21 protein-coding genes are annotated in these 19,275 nt (G+C 64.3%); 20 read left to right on the forward strand and 1 reads right to left on the reverse strand.

Features of this window, described 5'->3' with window-relative positions; genetic code table 11:
* The first annotated feature begins 170 nt into the window (after nucleotides 1–170).
* From ppsR to JI739_RS03745, 20 genes are all read left to right on the forward strand, one after another.
* Nucleotides 171–992 (forward strand): posphoenolpyruvate synthetase regulatory kinase/phosphorylase PpsR, encoded by an 822-nt coding sequence (gene ppsR / locus JI739_RS03650; protein WP_201682465.1) that lies wholly within the window; start codon nucleotides 171–173, stop codon nucleotides 990–992.
* 267 nt (nucleotides 993–1,259) lie between these two features.
* Nucleotides 1,260–1,823 (forward strand): alkyl hydroperoxide reductase subunit C, encoded by a 564-nt coding sequence (gene ahpC / locus JI739_RS03655; protein WP_201682466.1) that lies wholly within the window; start codon nucleotides 1,260–1,262, stop codon nucleotides 1,821–1,823.
* Nucleotides 1,824–1,909: 86 nt separating this feature from the next.
* Entirely contained in the window at nucleotides 1,910–3,469 is a 1,560-nt protein-coding gene (ahpF, locus tag JI739_RS03660; protein WP_201682467.1) for an alkyl hydroperoxide reductase subunit F, read from the forward strand.
* A gap of 83 nt (nucleotides 3,470–3,552) precedes the next feature.
* Nucleotides 3,553–4,029, forward strand: coding sequence for a bacterioferritin (gene bfr, locus JI739_RS03665; RefSeq protein ID WP_201682468.1), 477 nt, complete (start codon nucleotides 3,553–3,555; stop codon nucleotides 4,027–4,029).
* A 135-nt stretch (nucleotides 4,030–4,164) separates the two neighbouring features.
* Nucleotides 4,165–6,357 carry a TonB-dependent receptor gene (locus JI739_RS03670; protein ID WP_201682469.1) on the forward strand — a complete coding sequence of 731 codons (2,193 nt, stop codon included), beginning with the start codon at nucleotides 4,165–4,167 and terminating at the stop codon, nucleotides 6,355–6,357.
* A gap of 6 nt (nucleotides 6,358–6,363) precedes the next feature.
* Nucleotides 6,364–7,050 (forward strand): Fe2+-dependent dioxygenase, encoded by a 687-nt coding sequence (locus JI739_RS03675; RefSeq protein WP_201682470.1) that lies wholly within the window; start codon nucleotides 6,364–6,366, stop codon nucleotides 7,048–7,050.
* Nucleotides 7,047–8,147, forward strand: a complete 1,101-nt coding sequence (locus JI739_RS03680) for an alpha-hydroxy acid oxidase (protein ID WP_354003672.1) — start codon at nucleotides 7,047–7,049, stop codon at nucleotides 8,145–8,147. Before JI739_RS03675 ends, JI739_RS03680 begins: the two co-directional genes overlap by 4 nt.
* 102 nt (nucleotides 8,148–8,249) lie before the next feature.
* Nucleotides 8,250–8,489: a (2Fe-2S)-binding protein gene (locus tag JI739_RS03685; protein ID WP_201682472.1), complete on the forward strand. Its 240-nt coding sequence runs from the start codon at nucleotides 8,250–8,252 to the stop codon at nucleotides 8,487–8,489.
* 107 nt (nucleotides 8,490–8,596) lie between these two features.
* Nucleotides 8,597–9,394 carry an energy transducer TonB gene (locus JI739_RS03690; protein ID WP_236589044.1) on the forward strand — a complete coding sequence of 266 codons (798 nt, stop codon included), beginning with the start codon at nucleotides 8,597–8,599 and terminating at the stop codon, nucleotides 9,392–9,394.
* Between the two features lie 7 nt (nucleotides 9,395–9,401).
* On the forward strand, nucleotides 9,402–10,118 hold the full coding sequence (locus tag JI739_RS03695; protein WP_201682473.1) for a MotA/TolQ/ExbB proton channel family protein: 717 nt from the start codon (nucleotides 9,402–9,404) through the stop codon (nucleotides 10,116–10,118).
* A 1-nt stretch (nucleotide 10,119) separates the two neighbouring features.
* On the forward strand, nucleotides 10,120–10,533 hold the full coding sequence (locus JI739_RS03700) for an ExbD/TolR family protein (protein ID WP_201682474.1): 414 nt from the start codon (nucleotides 10,120–10,122) through the stop codon (nucleotides 10,531–10,533).
* Nucleotides 10,533–10,718: a hemin uptake protein HemP gene (gene hemP / locus JI739_RS03705; protein ID WP_201682475.1), complete on the forward strand. Its 186-nt coding sequence runs from the start codon at nucleotides 10,533–10,535 to the stop codon at nucleotides 10,716–10,718. Before JI739_RS03700 ends, hemP begins: the two co-directional genes overlap by 1 nt.
* 367 nt (nucleotides 10,719–11,085) lie before the next feature.
* A complete protein-coding gene (locus tag JI739_RS03710) occupies nucleotides 11,086–12,255 on the forward strand; it encodes an HlyD family secretion protein (RefSeq protein ID WP_201682476.1) in 1,170 nt (389 codons plus the stop codon).
* A 58-nt stretch (nucleotides 12,256–12,313) separates the two neighbouring features.
* Entirely contained in the window at nucleotides 12,314–12,553 is a 240-nt protein-coding gene (locus JI739_RS24340) for a hypothetical protein (RefSeq protein WP_236589045.1), read from the forward strand.
* A gap of 446 nt (nucleotides 12,554–12,999) precedes the next feature.
* Nucleotides 13,000–13,767, forward strand: coding sequence for a hypothetical protein (locus tag JI739_RS03720; RefSeq protein ID WP_201682478.1), 768 nt, complete (start codon nucleotides 13,000–13,002; stop codon nucleotides 13,765–13,767).
* Nucleotides 13,764–14,045 carry a hypothetical protein gene (locus JI739_RS03725; protein ID WP_201682479.1) on the forward strand — a complete coding sequence of 94 codons (282 nt, stop codon included), beginning with the start codon at nucleotides 13,764–13,766 and terminating at the stop codon, nucleotides 14,043–14,045. Before JI739_RS03720 ends, JI739_RS03725 begins: the two co-directional genes overlap by 4 nt.
* Before the next feature lies 1 nt (nucleotide 14,046).
* Complete coding sequence (locus JI739_RS03730; RefSeq protein WP_201682480.1) at nucleotides 14,047–16,209, forward strand: peptidase domain-containing ABC transporter; 2,163 nt, start codon at nucleotides 14,047–14,049, stop codon at nucleotides 16,207–16,209.
* Complete coding sequence (locus JI739_RS03735; RefSeq protein WP_201682481.1) at nucleotides 16,206–17,087, forward strand: MbnB/TglH/ChrH family RiPP precursor modification enzyme; 882 nt, start codon at nucleotides 16,206–16,208, stop codon at nucleotides 17,085–17,087. Before JI739_RS03730 ends, JI739_RS03735 begins: the two co-directional genes overlap by 4 nt.
* A gap of 60 nt (nucleotides 17,088–17,147) precedes the next feature.
* Nucleotides 17,148–18,098: a TauD/TfdA family dioxygenase gene (locus JI739_RS03740; protein WP_201682482.1), complete on the forward strand. Its 951-nt coding sequence runs from the start codon at nucleotides 17,148–17,150 to the stop codon at nucleotides 18,096–18,098.
* A gap of 38 nt (nucleotides 18,099–18,136) precedes the next feature.
* Entirely contained in the window at nucleotides 18,137–18,772 is a 636-nt protein-coding gene (locus JI739_RS03745; RefSeq protein WP_201682483.1) for a matrixin family metalloprotease, read from the forward strand.
* Nucleotides 18,773–18,786: 14 nt separating this feature from the next.
* On the opposite strand, the gene JI739_RS03750 is transcribed toward JI739_RS03745, so the two are convergent.
* Nucleotides 18,787–19,194, reverse strand: a complete 408-nt coding sequence (locus tag JI739_RS03750; protein ID WP_201682484.1) for a GlcG/HbpS family heme-binding protein — start codon at nucleotides 19,192–19,194, stop codon at nucleotides 18,787–18,789.
* Nucleotides 19,195–19,275 lie beyond the last annotated feature (81 nt).

Raw genomic sequence — 19,275 nt, forward strand, 5'->3', positions numbered from 1 at the left:
TGAAACCTTTGCGGCGCGCGCGAGGCGCGTCTTCCCATGGCAGCGCGAGCGGCTTTGTGCTTGTTGTAGTGGGCAGCAGCGGTGCATTGGGGGGGAATTCGGATAATTGCGGCGATTGTAGGCGGGCCCCTCTTCCGGATGGCCCAGCGGTCACACCTTGAAAGGCCTCCATGCCCAACCGCACCGTGTTCTTCATTTCCGACGGCACCGGCATCACCGCCGAAACCTTCGGCAACGCCATCCTGGCGCAGTTCGAGTTCAAGCCTCGCCATGTTCGACTGCCTTTCATCGACACCGTGGACAAGGCCCACCAGGTCGTGCGGCAGGTCAACCATGTCGCGGAAGTCGAAGGACGGCGTCCGATCGTCTTCACCACGCTGGTGAACGTCGAGATCCTCCAGGTCATCGAAGGCGGCTGCAAGGCCATGCTGCTGGACATGTTCGGCACCTTCGTGCGGCCGCTCGAGATCGAACTGGGCATGAAGTCGAACCACCGGGTGGGCCGCTTTTCCGACGTGAGCAAGAGCCAGGCCTACCACGACCGCATCGAGGCCATCAACTTCAGCCTGGCGCACGACGACGGCCAGAGCAACGCCGATCTCGAGCACGCCGACGTGATCCTGGTGGGCGTCAGCCGCAGCGGCAAGACGCCCACCACGCTCTACCTGGCCATGCAATACGGCCTGAAGGCCGCCAACTACCCGCTCATCCCGGAAGACTTCGAGCGCCAGCAGTTGCCCAGTGCCCTGATTCCCCACCGCAAGAAGATCTTCGGCCTCACCATCCAGCCCGAGCGGCTCTCGGAGATCCGCAACGAGCGGCGACCCAACTCCCGCTATGCCTCGCCGGAGAACTGCCGCATGGAAGTGGCCGAAGCCGAAGCCATGATGCGGCGCGCCGGCATCCGGTGGCTGTCCACCACGACCAAGTCCATTGAAGAGATCGCCACCACCATCCTGCAGGAGCTGCGCCCCGAGCGGCTTGAATATTGACCCCCCCCGAGCGGCCTGCGGCCGCTACCCCCGAGGGGGCGGCAACCGGCGGCCCGGCAAAGCCGGTTCCGCGGTTGCCACTGGGAGGGCCTGCGGCTGCGCGGCGGCCTTGGGGTTGTTCCCTTCACGGGATTTCCTCATGCTCGGCCGTTATAGCCGAGGCCAATTGCCTTGATTGACGCAATACATTGGATCGATGGCCGGAGCGCCTTTATCCTTCGGGCTCATTTCATCCAAACCCACTCAGCAACAGCGAGGAAACCACTGATGTCCGTCATCAACACGCAGATCAAGCCGTTCAAGAACATGGCCTTCCGTCAAGGCAAGTTCATCGAAGTGAGCGACGAGCAGGTCAAGGGCAAGTGGGCGGTGTTCTTCTTCTACCCCGCCGATTTCACCTTCGTCTGCCCGACGGAGCTGGGCGACGTGGCCGACCAGTACGCCGAGTTTCAGAAGATGGGCGTGGATATCTACTCCGTGTCGACCGACACCCACTTCACGCACAAGGCCTGGCACGACGCCTCGGACACCATCCGCAAGATCCAGTACACGATGATCGGCGACCCGACCGGCCAACTCACCCGCAACTTCGACTGCATGCGCGAGAACGAAGGCCTGGCCGATCGCGGCACCTTCATCGTCGACCCGCAGGGCGTGATCCAGGCCCTCGAGATCACCGCCGAGGGCATCGGCCGCAACGCCGCCGACCTGCTGCGCAAGGTCAAGGCTGCCCAGTACGTGGCGTCGCACCCCGGTGAAGTCTGCCCCGCCAAGTGGGAAGAAGGCGCCCAGACCCTCAAGCCGTCGCTCGACCTGGTCGGCAAGATCTAAGCGATTTCGCGCACCCACCTGAAGGCCCGGGGCGCCCCTGCCCCGGGCCTTTCCTTTTGTATCCACGCCTCACTCGGGAGACCGCCATGCTCGAAGCCGCACTCAAGGCTCAACTCGCCAGCTACCTCGAACGCATCACCCAGCCGGTGGAAATCACCGCCTCGCTCGATGACTCGCAGGCCTCGCAGGACATGCGCACCCTGCTGCGCGACGTGGCCGACACCTCGCGTCTGATCACGGTCACCGAAACGCAGGGGGGACCGCACCGCACCCCCTCGTTCATGATCCACCGCCCGGGGCACAACACCGGGCCGCGCTTCGCCGGCCTGCCCATGGGCCATGAGTTCACCTCGCTGGTGCTGGCGCTGCTGCAGGTGGGCGGCTATCCGCCCAAGGTCGAGCAGGCCTTGCTGGAGCAGATCCGCGCGCTCGACGGCGACTTCGATTTCGAGGTCTATGTCTCGCTCACCTGCCACAACTGTCCCGACGTGGTGCAGGCGCTCAACCTGATGGCGGTGCAGAACCCCCGCATCCGGGCCACGATGATCGAGGGCGGCCTGTTCCAGAAGGAGATCGAGGAGCGGCAGATCATGGGCGTGCCCACGGTCTTCCTCAACGGCACCTACTTCGGCAACGGCCGCATGAGCCTGGAAGAGATCGTCGCCAAGATCGACACCAGCGGCGCCGAGCGCGAGGCCGCGAAGATCTCGGCCAAGGAACCCTTCGACGTGCTGATCGTCGGCGGCGGACCGGCCGGCGCGGCCGCTGCGGTGTATGCCGCACGCAAGGGCATCCGCACCGGCATCGCATCCGAGCGCTTCGGCGGACAGGTGCTGGACACCCTGGGCATCGAGAACTTCATCTCGGTCAAGGAGACCGAAGGGCCGCGCTTCGCGCTCGCGCTCGAGGAGCACGTGCGCCACTACGACGTGGACATCATGAACCTGCAGCGCGCCAAGGCGCTGGTGCCCGGGACCGGCATGATCGAGGTGCAACTGGAGAGCGGGGCCTCCCTGAAGTCGCGCACCGTGATCCTGTCCACCGGCGCGCGCTGGCGCAACATCAACGTGCCCGGCGAGCACGAGTACAAGAACAAGGGCGTGGCCTACTGCCCGCACTGTGACGGGCCCCTGTTCAAGGGCAAGCGCGTGGCGGTGGTCGGCGGCGGCAACTCGGGCGTGGAAGCGGCGATCGACCTGGCCGGCATCGTGGGCCACGTGACACTCGTCGAGTTCGACACCAAGCTGCGCGCCGACGCCGTGCTGCAGCGCAAGCTCAACAGCCTGCCGAATGTCACCGTGCACCTGAATGCGCAGACCACCGAGATCACCGGGGACGGCCAGAAGGTCAACGGCCTCACCTACAAGGACCGCGCCACCGGCGAGCTGCACCAGGTGCCGCTCGAGGGCATCTTCATCCAGATCGGGCTGGTGCCGAACACCGACTGGCTCAAGGGCTCGGTGGAGCTGTCCAGGTACGGCGAGATCGTGGTCGATGCCAGGGGCCAGACCTCCGTGCCAGGCGTGTTCGCGGCGGGCGACGCGACGACGGTGCCGTACAAGCAGATCATCATTGCCGCCGGCGACGGCGCCAAGGCCGCGCTCAGCGCCTTCGATCACCTGATCAGGACCAGCGTGCCGGCCTGAGGCATCCGGCGGCGGCGCCAGCCGCCGCCGCTGCGCGATCTGCCCGCACAATGGCAAGCAGCCCCACTCGCGGAGAACAACACATGCAAGGCGATCCCAAGGTCATCCAGCTGCTCCAGGCCCAGCTTCGCAACGAACTCACGGCCACGAACCAGTACTTCCTGCACTACCGCATCCTCAAGCACTGGGGATTCGGCAAGCTGGCGAAGAAGGAATACGAGGAATCGATCGGGGAGATGAAGCATGCCGACCGGCTGATGGAACGCATCCTGATGCTGGACGGCCTGCCCAACCTGCAGGACCTGGGCAAGCTGATGATCGGCGAGGACGTGCCCGAACTGCTGGACTGCGACCTGCGCAGCGAACGCGGCGCGCAGGTGACGCTCAAGGAAGGTATCGCGCAGTGCGAAACATCCGCCGACTACGTCTCTCGCGACCTCCTCGAGTACATCCTGAAGGACACCGAGGAACACATCGACTACCTCGAGACCCAGCTCGACGTCCTCGCCAAGGTGGGGCTGCAGAACTACCTGCAGTCCATCATGGACGACCCATCCTGAATGCGAGTGATTCTTATTTGAGGTAACATACCGGCCGTCACAAACCACGGCCAGCCAAGCCGCGCGGCTTCATCGCGCACCAGCCAGCCTCTTTGCACAACCGGCCCCGTCCTGCGCGGGCCACCTGGAGGCTTCATGGCAACTTCTCGTCCCCCCCGTTCGTCCGGTTCCGAGCCGGCACTGCTGCCGCTCGGCGCCCTGCTGCTGGCTGCATCCGCCGGCGCCATGGCGCAGACCGCTGCGCCCGACGCCCAAGGCACCCTGTCCACCGTCACCGTCACCGGGCAGGCCGATGCACCCCAGACCAAGAACAGCCTGCGCGTGCGGCGCACCGAGATCGGCAAGGGCACGCAGGACCTGCGCGACATTCCGCAGTCGGTCACCGTGCAGACCGAGCGCCTGATGGACGACCGCAACCTCGACGACTTGCGCGAGGTGCTGCGCACCACCGCCGGCGTGACCTTCCAGGCCGGCGAGACCGGCGAGGAGGACGTGCGACTGCGCGGGTTCTCGCTGGGCCAGGCCGGGGACATCTACACCGACGGCATCCGCGATGGGGCGCTGTACGAGCGCGACACCTTCAACGCCGACCGGGTGGAGGTGCTCAAGGGATCGGCGTCGATGCTGTTCGGCAAGGGATCCACCGGCGGCGTGGTCAACCAGGTGAGCAAGCAGCCTTTCCTGATGACGCAGCACGAGGTGGACTACACCGTCGGCACCGGCCGCCTGCACCGGCTGACGGGCGACTTCAACGTCCACACCAGCGAGAACGCCGCGTTCCGCCTCAACGCGATGGTGCACAAGGCGGACAACTGGGGCGCCGAGCAGGAAAAGCTGGGCATCGCGCCCACCTACCGCTGGGGCATCGGCACCCGCGACGAGTTCTCGGTCGGCCTGTACCACCTGGACGTGCAGGGCCGGCCGCTCTACAACCATCCCTGGTTCCTGGACAATGGCCGCATCGTCGAGGCGCTACCCGCGCGCAACTACTACGGCCTGGCCAATGACCGGCTCGACACCAGCGCCACCTACGCCACCCTCTCTCACCTGCACCGCTTCAATTTCGGCTCCGGCGAATTGCGCACCCGGCTGCGGCATGGGCGCTACGAGCGCGACCTGCTGGCAAGCGTGGTGCGCTTCGCCGCGGGCACCACGCCTGCGAACCTGAGCGATTCGACGGTCATCACCCGCGCCCCCAAGGCGCGCATCGGCCAAAGCGACCTCACCCAGCTGACCAGCGACTACTCGGTCCGCCTCGGCCGCCATTCCGTGCTCGCCGGCGTGGACCTCTACCGTGAGGAAGCGAAGCGCAACAACAACTTCACCACCGGACTGGCCGCTTCGCCCGGCACCACCGTCGGCACGCCGGATGACGGCGCCGTCCGGGCCGACACCCGCGGCCCCGTCCCCTTCAACAGCTTCGAGGCGCGCGACATCGGCCTGTACGCGCAGGACACCTACGAGCTCACGCCCATGCTCAAGCTGCTCGGAGGGCTGCGCTTCGATCGCTTCACCGCGTCCTATCGCGACGCCGGCGGCACCCTCAGCGGCGAGCGCAGCGACAACCTGTGGAGCCCGCGCGTCGGCGTGATCTACCAGCCGAGCGACCTGCAGTCCTACTACGTGTCCTTCGGCACCTCGTACAACACGTCGGGCGACGCCTACCAGTTCACCCCGACCTTCAACGCCGGCCAGCGGCGAGCCGCCAACACCCCGCCGGAGAAGAGCCGCAACCTGGAAGTGGGCGGCAAGTGGGAGCTGTTCGAGCAGCGGGCGCTGGTCGGGCTGGCGGCCTTCTACAGCGAGAAGTACAACGAGCGCAACACCGATCCGGACTCCGCCGCCGCCCAGGAACTGCTCTCCGGCAAGCGCCATGCGGCCGGCCTGGAGTTCAACCTGGCCGGACGCATCGACTCGAAGTGGGACGTCTTCGTCAACCACACCTGGATCCCGGTCGCCGAGATCGACGAGAGCAACGTGCAACTCAATGCCGCCGGCACCGGCGCGCAGGTGGCGGGGGATCGCCCCGGCCTGACGCCTCGCCACAGCGGCAGCCTCTGGACCACCTACCGCGTGCTGCCCAAGCTGCGCGTGGGCGCCGGCCTGAACTGGCGCGGCTCGCAGAATCCCGAGGGCGCGCGCCACGTCACGGCGGACAGCTTCGTCACGGCGGACGCGATGGCCGAATACACCTTCGACGAGCGCTGGTCGGCCAAGCTGAACGTGTCCAACCTTACGGACGAGCTGTATGCCGATTCGCTGTATCGCGGCTTCTACGCCCCCGGCGCCCCGCGGCGGGTGGAGCTGACCCTCAAGACCCTGTTCTGACCCTCCATGCTGCTGCAGCTGCCCGGCCTGCTGACCCCCGACGAGGTGCGCACCGCGCGCGAGCGGCTGCTCGCGTCCGACGCGCCGTGGATCGACGGCCGCCGCAGCGCGGGCGACCAGGCGGTCGCCCGCAAGAACAACCGGCAGCTGGCGCAGGACAGTGACTGCTGCCGTCGGCTCCAGGCGCTGGTGCTGGGCGCCCTCAACCGCAGCCCGCAGTTCCTCTCCGCCGCGCTGCCTTCACGCATCTTCAACCCCCTGTTCAACCGCTACAGCGGACAGAACAATGCATACGGGGCGCACATCGACAACGCGATGGTCCACTCGCGCAACCCGGCGCAGTGGGTCCGCACCGACCTCTCGTGCACGCTGTTCCTCTCCGAGCCGCAAGCCTACGAGGGCGGCGAACTGGCGATCCACGAACCAGGCGCCGAACGCCGCATCAAGCTCGCCGCCGGCGACCTGCTGCTCTATCCGGGCGACACGCGGCACGAGGTCACCCCCGTCACCCGCGGCGAGCGCCTGGCCAGCTTCTTCTGGGTGCAGAGCCTGGTGCGCAGCACCGAGCAACGACGCATCCTGTGGGACTTCGACCAGTCGCTGATGTCGCTGCGGGCGCAGGGCGACACCGACGCCACCGAGTCGCTGACCGGCACCTACCACCGGCTGCTGCGCCTGTGGGGCGAGCCGTGAGCCTGCGGCGCGATCCGCTGCCTGCGGGGCTGCACACGCTCGCGGACCACGAGGCGCATGCGCGCAGCCGGCTCGACGACGCCACCTGGGCCTACTTCAACGGGGGCTCGGCCGACGGCATCACCTTGGCCGCGAACCGCGAGGCCTGGGGCCGCCTGGCGCTGATGCCACGCGTGCTTCGCCGACTGGAGCACGCCCACACCCGGATTCAACTGCTCGGTCGCGAGCTGGCCCATCCCATCCTGCTCGCGCCGGTCGCCTACCAGCGCCTGGCGCACCCCGACGGTGAACTCGCCAGCGCGCAGGCCGCGGCCGCACAAGGCGCCGGCTTCGTCCTGAGCAGCCTGGCCGGCACACCGCTGGCCACGGTGGCGGCCTCGGTGCGGCACCAGCCCGAACGCGGTCCCCTGTGGTTCCAGATGGTCATGCAGCGGGACCGGGACGCCGTCCGTGAACGCGTGGCCCAGGTCGAGGCCGCCGGCTACGAGGCGCTGGTGGTCACCGTCGACGCCCCGGTGCAAGCACCGCGCGACCTGCAGTGGCGTGCGGGGTTCCGCATTCCTCCGGGCCTCGCCGTGAACGAGCAGCCAGCGCCCGCGCCGGTGCCGCTCGCGCCCGGAGACAGCGACGTCTTCCAGCGCTTCATGGCCGCCGCGCCGGACTGGAGCGACCTGGAATGGCTGCGCGCGACCACGCGGCTGCCGATCCTGCTCAAGGGCGTGCTCCATCCGCAGGACGCCCTGCACGCCGTCGAGGTCGGCGTGGACGCGCTGGTGATCTCCAACCATGGAGGCAGGGCGCTGGATACCGTGCCCGCGACCGCGGCAGCCCTGCCGCCGATCGTTCGGGCCGTGGCCGGACGCGTGCCCCTGCTGGTCGACGGCGGCATCCGCCGTGGCACCGACGTGCTCAAGGCGATCGCACTGGGCGCCCACGCCGTCCTGATCGGCCGGCCGCTGGTCTGGGGCCTGGCCAACGCGGGCGCCCTGGGCGTCGCGCACGTCATCCGACTGCTGCGCGATGAGCTGGAGATCGCCATGGCGCTCAGCGGCTGCGAACGGCTGGACCAGGCCGCATCGGCCCTGCCGGGCGCCTGATCGCGCGCCTGCATGCCCATCCAAGCATCTCGGGATTGCAAATGCGATCGATTCGTATTTATACTCCCCCGCACACACCGCCATATTCCTGCTGTCACCGCCATGATCGTCTGCGTCTGCAACCGAGTCTCCGACCGCGAAATCGCCCGCCATGTGCATGCCGGCATGGATTTCAGCGACCTCCAGCTGGAGCTGGGCGTCGCCACCCAGTGCGGCAACTGCGAAAGCTGTGCCCGCGAGATCGTCGACCAGTGCTGCGCCAGCCGCCCGGTTGCCGCGCTGCAGTCCAGCCAACCCGCCGTGGGTCGCCCGATATGGATTTCCTCTACGGCCTCGGCCTGACCCTCGTCGCGGTGGTCGCGGTCGCCTGGTGGGCGCTTCGCGACTAGCTGCCCTGCACCGGCCAGGCACCGTCCGGCCGCACCCATCTCCCGCCCCGTCGCCTCGCCTTGTCTCCCGCCGCCGCTCCAGCCCCCCTTGCGTCCCCGCGCAACCTGACCATCGCAGGCGGCGTCGTGCTCCTGCATGCGGGCCTGTTGTGGGCCCTGCAGAACGGACTGACGCGCCAGCCGCCCGAGGTCGTCGAACCGGTGGTGATGGTCAGCCAGATCATCCAGGCGGCACCGCCCCCTGCTCCGGCACCCGCCCCCGCGCCGCCGCCGGCCGCTGCGGTTCCGCCGGCCCCCCCGCCGCCCGTGCGGCTGGAGCGACCGCCGCCTCCGCCTCCCGCACCGCGGCCGGTCCGGCGCGTGCGGCCGGAGCCCGCCCTACCCCGTGCGGTCACGCCGGAACCCGCACCGGCACCCGTCGTTGCGCCGCCCCCGGTGGCCCTGCCCGCTCCGGCGCCGGCGCCCGTCTGGACGGCACCCCCGGCACCTCCCGCACCACCCGCACCACCCGCCCCCGCGCCAGCACCCATGGCCGCCCCGCCGGCGCCCCCCGCGCCCGCACCCGCCCCGGCCGTCGTCGAACTGCCCTCCACCCGCGCCGACTACCTGCAGAACCCGCCACCGATCTATCCGCCGGTGAGCAAGCGGATGGGCGAACAGGGCAAGGTCGTCGTGCGCGTGCTGATCGGCGCGGATGGCCGTGCCCAGCAGGCCGAGATCAGCCAGTCCAGCGGCTTCGACCGGCTCGACCAGGCAGCGCACAAGACGGTGCTGCAGTGGCGCTACGTCCCCGGCAAGCGCGGCGGCGTGCCCGAAGCGATGTGGTTCAACGTTCCGATCAATTTCGTCCTGGAGTAAGACAAGCATGCAAGCGCAATTCGGCCTCGCCCACCTCTGGCAGCAGGGCGACATCATCATCAAGGGGGTGGCGGTGCTGCTCCTGGCCATGTCGCTCGCCTCCTGGATGGTGATCATCATCAAGGCACTGGACCTGCGCCGCTGGGCGGCCCAGGCCCGCCGCACCGAGGCGTTCTGGCACAGCGCCGACTTCGCCGACGGCCTGGACAAGCTGGGCAGCGAGCCTGGCAATCCCTTCCGGGCGCTGGCCGTCGAAGGCCGCGAGGCCAGCGCGCACCACCACGCACAGCCCCAGCTGCACGACTCGCTCGACGCCAGCGACTGGGTCACCCGCGCGCTGCGAAATGCCATCGACGAAGCCACCGCGCGGCTGCAGTCCGGCCTGGCCGTGCTGGCCTCGGTGGGATCGACCGCCCCCTTCATCGGCCTGTTCGGTACCGTCTGGGGCATCTACCACGCCTTGCTTGCAATCAGCGCCGCCGGTTCGGCCAGCATCGACAAGGTGGCCGGCCCCATCGGCGAAGCGCTGGTCATGACGGCCCTGGGCCTGGCCGTCGCCATTCCGGCGGTGCTCGGCTACAACGCGCTGGTCCGCGGCAACAAGGGCGTCGTCATGAAGCTCAACCGGTTCGCCCACGACCTGCATGCGTATTTCGTCACCGGCGCCCGGGTCGGTGCGCAAGGCGCGCCCACCAAGGTGATCGCCATGAAGAAGGGCGCATGAGATGGCTTTCGGCACACAGGACGACACCGACGAGGTGATGAACGAGATCAACATGACGCCGCTGGTCGACGTCATGCTGGTGCTGCTGATCATCTTCATCGTCACCGTGCCGGTGATGCAGCACTCGGTCAACGTGGACCTGCCCCGTGCCAGCAACGAGCGGCAGCTGGAGCAGCCGCGCAGCGTGCGCCTGAGCGTCGACGCCCAGGGCCGGTACTTCTGGAACGACAGACGGGTCGACGATGCCGCCCTGCCCGGGCTGCTCGCCACCGAAGCCGCGCGCGACCCGCAGCCCGAGCTGCACATCCGCGGCGACCGCAACGTGCGCTACGAGCGCGTGGCCCAGGCCATGTCGGCGGCGCAGCGCGCCGGCGTCAAGCGCATCGGCTTCGTCACCGACCCGCGGGAGAACTGATGGACCGCGATCGCCCGCAGCCGCCGCAGCAGCAGCAAGCGCCCGAGCACGCGGCGGCACCGCGCCCCCCGCTGATCCACAGCACGGAATTGCTGCGCGGGCACCCCCTGGTCGAAATCAGCCACAACGGCGTGTTGTACCGGCTGCAGGCGACCCGGCAGGGGAAATTGATCCTCACGAAGTAGCGCGGCCGGCTGCGCGGGTACCGACGTCCTGTACCGGCTGCTCTCACTCTCACTCTCACCCCACTCCCGCTCGCCCCTTCGGCAACGCTGACCGGCTACGGAGTGTCGCCACGGCTTCGACTGCCTTGAAGACTCTCGTAAGCCGCGCACTCGTTCTCCCCACTTTCAGCGGCGTCAACTTTGCCGACACAAAGGTATTTGCATTCACTTCTTTTGGGTTACATTGCTTGCCGAACTTTGCGATGGATCTTTTAACAAGAGCATGTCGGCGTACGAACCAACTTCTGAAGGCTCTTTGGACCGAGCGGACCTTGTCCGTCGCGGAACGGGGCTCCATGGGGACCTCGGTGGCATCTCGGAACTCAGATTGCCCAAGCTATCGATCGTCGCGACCTCAGCCGCGGTTCTGTTCGCCGCATTACTCGCGCTCCTGTACTTTGCCGAATACACGCGCCGTGAGCGGGTAACTGGCATCGCGACAACTGGACTGGGCGCAATGAGGGTGTATGCACCCACACAAGGCGCAGTTGTCAAACGGCTGGTCAATGAAGGCGAAGCCGTCCGTGAAGGACAGCCGCTGTTGGTTCTATCGAGCGAGCGAAACACCGCCGCGATGGGCAACACACACGAAGCAATAGCCACCGAGCTGAGCCGTCGCAGACGCATGCTTGAATCCGAAGTCCGACAGCAGGTGCTCCTGAACCGCGTCCAGTCGGGCAAGCTATCAAATCTCGTTGCCGCTGCGAAAGTTGAGGAAGAAAAGCTCGATTCCGAAATAGGTCTCACCCAAAGTCGCGAGCGCCTCGCTGAATCCACATGGAAGCGATATCAAACGCTTGTTGAGTCGGGATTCGCATCAGAAACCGCTCTGACGGAAAAAGAGCAGGAGCTGATTGCGATCCGAATTCAGGTCAAAAGCCTCGAACGGCAAAGAGATAACGTCCGCAAGGATTCGTCTTCCTTTGTCAGCCAGATCGGCGAACTCCAGCATCGTGCGGAGCTTGAGGCGTCGGCACTGAACCGCGGGGTTGCGGAACTCCAGGAGCGCTTGGCGGAGACCGACTCACGTCGCGAGATCATCGTTTTGGCGAAGATCAGCGGCACGGTGACCGGGATCACGGTGGACAAAGGTCAAGTCGTCGACCCGTCAGCGCCACTTCTGGCCATTCTGCCGCACGGAGAAACTCGCGACGTTCAGCTATATGTTCCGAGCCGTGCCATCGGATTCATCTCCCCCGGTACTGCGGTAATGGTCCGCTTCGATGCTTTTCCGTACCAGAAGTTCGGACAATACCGCGCCGTCGTTCGCGACATCAGCCGCGCCCCCCTTCAACGACACGAACTACAGACGACGTTGCCCACTCCGGATGATTACTTCCGTGTCTGGGCCGTCGCTGAGCGTTCATCGGTATCCGCGTACGGGCGAAACATAGACATACAGAACGGAATGCGATTGGAGGCAGATCTGCTGCTGGAATCAAGACGCATCTATGAATGGGTGCTTGAACCGCTTCTTGGGTTCGGCGCAAGAACTTGAAAGGAGAAGCAGATGGCCTGATTAGATTACACGCGCTCTCAACATGGAGGAACTGATTATGGCGACCTGGATGACTCGGGTACAAACATTCTTTCTTGCATTCATTTGCTGCTGGACTGCATCGATTGCAGGCATATCAGGGCTATTTCTCTTAATGACAGAAATAGATCCTTTCACGCCCGCCACGATAGCGCAGACCGCAGCAGGCGTGGCACCCACTGCCGGATTCATTTCGCTCCTGTGGAGTGTGGCGACAATGCGCCGACAAAAAAGAAACCTGAAGCACAAACACAAATGAAACAACTCAACAAAACAGACGTTCAACTGGTATCCGGCGGCTTAAATGCGAGCGATTGCCAGAATGCGGCCTACGGTGGCTTTGGAGTCGGAGGCGTGGTTGGAGCTGGCATCGGACTCGCCGGCGGCCCGGCTGGCGCGGCGATAGGCGGCATGGTCGGCGGCCTCGCTGGTGGTGCAATGGCCATGGCCAATAGCCCCGCCTGCGAAGCAGGACCCGGGTCGGGTATATGCGCCACCTGCGGCTACGGATGTTCCCATTGCGCTGCTGGCGGTTGCAATGGTTGTGGCGGCTGCGGCTGCTGCGGCGGCTGCGGCGGCTGCGGCGGCTGCGGCGGCTGCGGCGGCTGCGGCGGCTAGTAAACGGAAAATAGTTGACGAGAAAGCTGCTTGGAACCGCCGTCATCCAAGACTCGCGTGAATCCGAGCGCATAAAGAGGCAAACGTGTGAGCACCCAATCCATAGAGGCCTTGCTTGCAAGGCTCTATACCTGCAACGAGACGCGTCGGACGTTCTTCTCGAACCCAGACGAAGTATTGTCCTTGTTTGATCTCAATGAGTCCGAACGCCAGTCGCTACTGGAGATCGACGTGCCCGGGTTTTTACTTGCTACAAACAGCTTTTCGTACAAACGATGGAAGGCGAATCACTGGCGTCTCCAGCTCACCAAGACCTTTCTTACGTACGACGATCTGTTTGATTCCGCGCTTTTGACCCGTACAATGAGCTTGTTTGCCACTCGCGTTGCTTCAGGTCGATACGCAATTGATGCTCCGCAATGGACCCCACGAGGCATTGTCAGCGACCTGTTGCCTGTTGCACCTTTAAATCAACTAAACCAAGACCACCTGCTTTCCGAGCAACAGCACCTTCAGCCGGTCAACGGGGTTTGGAAGCGATTGTGGAGCCTCCACCTACGCGACCACCATTTGACTCGTTTGTTCTTCCTGAACCCATCCAGCGCCGCCACGGGGGATCCCATTTCTCTGCACAACTCGCCGGGCGTCACGATGACATATGTAGTGCTATCAGGCGCATCCTCCGGCGCGCACATCCGGGCTTACTCGAACGGCGGCGACGTGATCGCATCAGAAGCGGCCCGCCCCGGAAGAACCATCACGTTTCCGGCTGATGTAAAGCAGCAGGTCGAGTTCGAAGCGGCCGACAGTGTCCCCTGCGAATTATTGTGCATCAAGACATTGGCGGCGATATGACCATCCGCAAGATCACCTGGCAGTTGGTGATTGACCGCTTCAGTCGGAGAATCGTCACCTACTCTCCAGTCGAAGGTTTTGTACTGCCCGCCTCCGTCCGGATCATGGGCGCACGTGGCTTGCATGTCTTTCAGACAGACGAATGCGAGCTACTTCAATGGACAGGGCACATGCCTCCCGGCATGACGCCGCAAACGGCTTTTCTATTCAAGCTCGAAGATGATGGACGCATAACCGAGATAGTTCCGACCACGTCTCATAATCAGATCATTCATTAGAATGACCGGCTCAATCAGTTCACGCTCCGACGCCCAGGCGTGGGCCAGGCGACTTGGTCGAGGGCGCGGCGTGCCGGTGGTGCTGCAGTCAGAGCGCGCCGAATGCGGGTTGGCTTGTGTGGCAATGGTCGCCGCCTTCCATGGCTACTGCCGAGATCTGGCCGACCTTCGTCGGCGGTTCACCGGGTCGGACCGTGGCATGACGGCCGAGCAGCTCATGAGCATCGGCAATCGTCTGAACCTTGCGTGCCGAGCTGTCAAGCTGGAGTTCGAGGAGCTTCACCAGCTTGCATTGCCTGCAATCCTCCATTGGAACGGCAACCACTTCGTGGTGCTCGTAAAAGTCGGCCGGCGAACTTTTGTCGTTCACGACCCCGCCCGGGGTCGGCTCAACTTGTCACCGGCAGCCATTTCTGAGTCATTTACAGGCGTTGCAATAGAGGCAGCCCCAACGACCGAGTTCGAGCGGCTACCGCCGGGACGACCTCGATCGGCGTTTTCACTTGTTGAAAGCCTGCAGAATCTTCGATCAACCCTGGGATTTCTACTCGCGTTGAGTCTTGTTGTCGAAGCGACAGCATTGTTGATGCCGCTCGCAACCCAATTCGTTGTCGACCAAGCGATTGTCTCCATGGACATGGACCTCGTAATTGCGATCGGGTTGGGAATGACACTCCTGCTCGTCGCTCAGGTCGCTATGTCCAGCTACAGGTCATGGCTGGTTGCCTACGTATCAACGAAGCTCGGCTTGCATTTAGGTGTCAGCGTCCTCAAGCATCTGCTTTCACTAGACACCAAGTACTTCCAAAGGAGGCACATCGGCGAAGTCGCCACCCGATTTGAGAGCGTGAAGTTCATGGAGCGCGTACTTGCCACCGGCGTGGTGGAAGTCCTCGTCGACACTGCAGTGGTAGTCGGTACCCTGGCCATGATGCTGCTGTTCAGCCCGTTGTTCGCGGCCCTTTCCTTGGCGACCTGTGGGATCTACGTCGGTCTGCGTTTCGTATTATTTAGCGGACTCTTCAAGCTGAGCGATGCTCAGCTTGCTTTTGCTTCCCACCGTGAATCCTCTTTTCTGGAAAGCTTGCGAGCCGTCCAGAGCGTCCAGTTGTACTCCCGTCAGGCGGACCGACTTGGCCATTGGATCAACGCCACGATCACCGAGCAGAACGCCAGTCTTCACATCCAAAAGCATGCAGTTTTCTTCCGAAGCGCAAGTGCGCTGGTGTTCGGACTCGAAGGTATCTTGTTCCTCGGCATGGCGGCAACAGCGATCATGCAGGGTGCGTTCTCGATCGGGATGCTGTTCGCCTTGACAGCCTACAAGGCCCAGTTCTCGGCCCGGGTCGTTTCCCTTATCGATCGGACATTCGAACTGCGCCTGCTGAAGATTCACGCAAGCCGGCTCAACGAAATCATCAATGAACCGGCACGGTCCACCGCGGCCACGATCACTCGCCCTGCGAACCTCGAAGCTTCGATTGAGGTGAAGGGCTTGGCGTACCGCCATGCGCCGCTTGAGCCGTTCGTCTTCCGCAACCTCGATCTACATGTACTACCGGGTGAGTGTGTGCGGATCATGGGCCCGTCTGGATGCGGCAAGAGCACCCTGGCGCGGCTAATGCTCGGCCTCGGTGAGCCAACCCAGGGCGACATCCGCGTGGGTGGCATTCCGCTACGTCAGCTTGGTGATCAAGTGGTTGGGTCATTCATGACCGGTGTTCTCCAAGGCGACCAGCTGCTATCCGGCTCGGTCCTGGAGAACATCACGTTCTTCGATCGCAAGCCAGACATTGCCAGGGCAATGAGAGCCGCTGAAGCAGCCTCCATTCACGAAGAGATTCTTCGCATGCCCATGGGCTATCAGACATTCCTTGGGGAGATGGCATCGACACTTTCTGCCGGGGAGCGCCAACGGCTCCTGCTCGCAAGGGCCTTGTATCCCCAGCCGAAGATATTGGTGCTTGACGAGGCGACGGCCAATCTGGACCTCAAGAAAGAGTCCGAGGTGAACGGCGCACTGGCCGCGCTAGGCGTGACTCGCATCGTCATCTCCCACCGGCTCGACATAAGTCAGACCACCGATCGTCAAGTCAAATTTCGTGAGCTGTTGCGGCGAACACCGGCCGCGACCCCTGCGCATCTGAATAAGGCATGTAAATGAAGGATGATATTGTCGGCATCGGATTTCGATGGGAGCTTGCGCGCGAAATCGTGCACAACGTCGATCACTGCGGCGATATCCAATGCCTGGAACTGATCGCGGAAGACTTCTTCCGATTGGACAGCGTTCGGCTCCGGTCGCTGCGGGATCTTTGCAGGCTTTTGCCGACCAGCCTTCACGGCGTCTCGCTGGGCCTGGCTTCGACACAATCCGTTGACCTTGCCCGTGCAGATGGGATGGCGCGACTTTGCGACGTGGTCGAACCTCGATTCTGGTCAGAGCACTTGTCTTTTGTCAGAGCTGACGGTGCAGAGATCGGACATCTCGCCGCGCCGCCACGGAACGCTGACACGCTCGAGGGTGCGCTTGCGAACATCGAGCGCCTGAAAAGACACGTTGGCAGCTTGCCCGTGCTCGAGAACATTGCCGTTCTCTTCACACCCCCTTGCTCGACCTTGTCGGAAACCGAATGGCTGTCTGCCGTGATCACTGGAGCCGGAACGGACATGTTGCTGGACCTCCACAACCTGTACGCCAATGCGGTGAACACGGGTATGAACCCACTGGACATGCTGAATGAACTTCCGATCGACCGAGTCAGGCAAGTTCACCTTTCAGGGGGGAAGGACATTCGCGCACCAGGCGGCGGCCTCAGACGCCTGGATGATCACGTTCACGACGTACCTGTCGAGGTGTTCCAGTTGTTGGAGCATCTGGCCTCCCGGTCCGAACGCTCGTTGACAGTGATTATCGAGAGAGACGGACGGTATCCGCCCTTTCATGAACTCGTAGCGCAAGTGCAAGAAGCCAGAGCGGCCCTGACCAGGGGAAGAGGTCAACTCATCCAGGCGCAGTGCGATGCGGCTCAGTCCGTCTGAGGACCACTTGTGAACTCCCCAATTGCATGGTCGTGGTCAGAAGCGGAAGGGAAAGTCCGCTTGGGCGAGGAACTTGGCGCGCGTGGCTATGTGCTGTGCCATGACCCCGATGCCCTAGATGCATCCTTAGATGAAGTGAGCTTTTGCGAACGCCTCTTCGGACAACGACCCATCCGTTTTCAACGGATGCTGATCGAACCCGATCTGGCGGGCAATCAACGCAGTCTTCCCAAGACGAAGGTGGCTGGCGATTTACATAACGACTGCGCACACCCGGGCATGCCACCCCACGTGCAAGTCATGATCTGCGAACGCCAAGCTCGCACGGGTGGCGCTAGCTTTGTCCTGGATCTTTGGCCAGTTCTCGAGCGGATCGAACGAGAAGATCCTTCACTTTTTGGGGGGCTATTCCGTGTTCCGCGGGCGATGCCGTCCGGGCACATGACTCGCTACGGCACGACATGGTCGTATTCCCGCGGGGACCTGGTGTGCCTACATCCGAGCCGCGTTCGCACAGGACGTGTGGGCAAGGGGTTTCAGCACTTTGTCGATGCTGCCGCGCCGGTCGCATTCAGGTGCGCCCCAGGTGACTTCTACGTCAACAACAACCACCGGTGCCTTCATGGGCGCGAGGCATTCGATGATCCGTCGCGGCGGTTTGTGCGACTTCTCTACTGGTTCGGTAAACCAATGAAGGCTCCTTTGCGGTTCCTAGAGAGTGCGCGAGATGGGAGCAACAGCTTGGCTCAGCAGCTGTCTGATCGGCCCTCCTGGGTGAGGCAAGTGTTCGGGGCCGACGCAACGGGGCTTCACCCCAACGCAACGAGTCGCTACTCAGCTCTGCTGGAAACTTTCGCTCGGCCCACGAACTGTGACGCCTGGGCTGGACAGGGGCAACAGCTGCTCATCTGGCAGGAGGCCCTGCTATCTCAGCTGTGGCAGCTCTGCTGTCAACACGCCGGCCAAGACTTCGACCTCGCCGCCCTGGCCGGCATCTTGGACAAAGGGTGACGCGCGCCCGCCTCGCCTGTAGAACCTGCGGCAGAAAATTGAAACAACTCATCGCGCTTTTGGCAACTTTGTACATCGCATGCACGCATGCACAATTGCCGCCTGCGTGGCGACATTCGCCTGACATAGCGGTGCTCGGCGCCGCCGACGATCCGCGTCGACCGCTGGTCGATGAAGCCATCGACTATTGGAATCGCCAGCTGGAGCACGTCGGCTCCAGCTTCCGACTGAACGCGGCTCGCCATGTCACGCAGGCACTCCCGGAGCCCGCGCTGTTCGCTTTTTATCAACGAGCTGCGCGAGTTGGTCTCCACGCCGCGGCGTTCAGCGTCGACATCACTGCCTTGCCCGGCGACATGGTGATCGTGCTGACCCGATCCCACGTCATCTCGTTGGCTGCACCGATGGGCGGGCGCGTGTGGGTGCTGATTCGCCCGTCCAGCGTGCCTCCGTTGAGCCTCCCCAACGTGGCCCGCAACGTCGTCGCGCATGAGATCGGTCATGCCCTCGGCCTGGGGCACAACGATGATCCCCGGGCCTTGATGTGCGGGCGGCCTGCCCCCTGTCGGCCGGAGGACTACGTCGGACAGGAGCCGAAACTGTTTCCACTGCTTCCTGTAGAACGCGAACGACTGGCACGTCTCTACCCAAGCAGCTGGACGCCGGCCAGGTAGGCCGGTTCGCGCCTTCAGATCCCCAGCGCCGCGATCCCCGCCCGCGCGATCTGCGCGTCCTCGGTCGACTTGACCCCGCTCACGCCCACGGCCCCCAGGCACTGACCGTCCTTGATGATGGGGACGCCGCCTTCGAGCATGCCCGACAGGCCCGGCGCGCTGAGGAAGGACGTGCGGCCGCCGTTGATGATCTCTTCATAGATCCGGCTCTCGCGCCGGCCCAGCGCCGCGGTGTGCGCCTTGGCCGGGGCGATCTGCGCGGAGATGGCCGGCGCGCCGTCCAGGCGCTGCAGCCACAGCAGGTGGCCGCCGGCGTCGGCGATGGCGATGGTCACGGCCCAGTTGTGGCGCAGCGCCTCGGCTTCTGCGGCGGCGGCGATGGCCTTGAGGTCGGCCAGTTCGAGGTAGCTCATGGTTTTCATGGGGGGCGAGGATAAGGGAAGAGCCCATTGAACCAACCTAGAATCGCCCCATCTAACCGCCACCTCATCGAAAGGAGTGAC

Source organism: Ramlibacter aurantiacus (assembly GCF_016722895.1).
Classification (GTDB): domain Bacteria; phylum Pseudomonadota; class Gammaproteobacteria; order Burkholderiales; family Burkholderiaceae_C; genus Ramlibacter; species Ramlibacter aurantiacus.

Bases quoted from the DNA above. Each gene is read 5' to 3' on its own strand.
- JI739_RS24340 (WP_236589045.1), top strand. From the start codon at position 12,314: ATGGCGACCTGGATGACTCGGGTACAAACATTCTTTCTTGCATTCATT.
- ppsR (WP_201682465.1), top strand. From the start codon at position 171: ATGCCCAACCGCACCGTGTTCTTCATTTCCGACGGCACCGGCATCACC.
- JI739_RS03695 (WP_201682473.1), top strand. From the start codon at position 9,402: ATGCAAGCGCAATTCGGCCTCGCCCACCTCTGGCAGCAGGGCGACATC.
- hemP (WP_201682475.1), top strand. From the start codon at position 10,533: ATGGACCGCGATCGCCCGCAGCCGCCGCAGCAGCAGCAAGCGCCCGAG.
- JI739_RS03685 (WP_201682472.1), top strand. From the start codon at position 8,250: ATGATCGTCTGCGTCTGCAACCGAGTCTCCGACCGCGAAATCGCCCGC.
- ahpF (WP_201682467.1), top strand. From the start codon at position 1,910: ATGCTCGAAGCCGCACTCAAGGCTCAACTCGCCAGCTACCTCGAACGC.
- bfr (WP_201682468.1), top strand. From the start codon at position 3,553: ATGCAAGGCGATCCCAAGGTCATCCAGCTGCTCCAGGCCCAGCTTCGC.
- JI739_RS03675 (WP_201682470.1), top strand. From the start codon at position 6,364: ATGCTGCTGCAGCTGCCCGGCCTGCTGACCCCCGACGAGGTGCGCACC.
- JI739_RS03750 (WP_201682484.1), bottom strand. From the start codon at position 19,194: ATGAAAACCATGAGCTACCTCGAACTGGCCGACCTCAAGGCCATCGCC.
- JI739_RS03735 (WP_201682481.1), top strand. From the start codon at position 16,206: ATGAAGGATGATATTGTCGGCATCGGATTTCGATGGGAGCTTGCGCGC.
- JI739_RS03700 (WP_201682474.1), top strand. From the start codon at position 10,120: ATGGCTTTCGGCACACAGGACGACACCGACGAGGTGATGAACGAGATC.
- JI739_RS03670 (WP_201682469.1), top strand. From the start codon at position 4,165: ATGGCAACTTCTCGTCCCCCCCGTTCGTCCGGTTCCGAGCCGGCACTG.
- JI739_RS03730 (WP_201682480.1), top strand. From the start codon at position 14,047: ATGACCGGCTCAATCAGTTCACGCTCCGACGCCCAGGCGTGGGCCAGG.
- JI739_RS03725 (WP_201682479.1), top strand. From the start codon at position 13,764: ATGACCATCCGCAAGATCACCTGGCAGTTGGTGATTGACCGCTTCAGT.
- ahpC (WP_201682466.1), top strand. From the start codon at position 1,260: ATGTCCGTCATCAACACGCAGATCAAGCCGTTCAAGAACATGGCCTTC.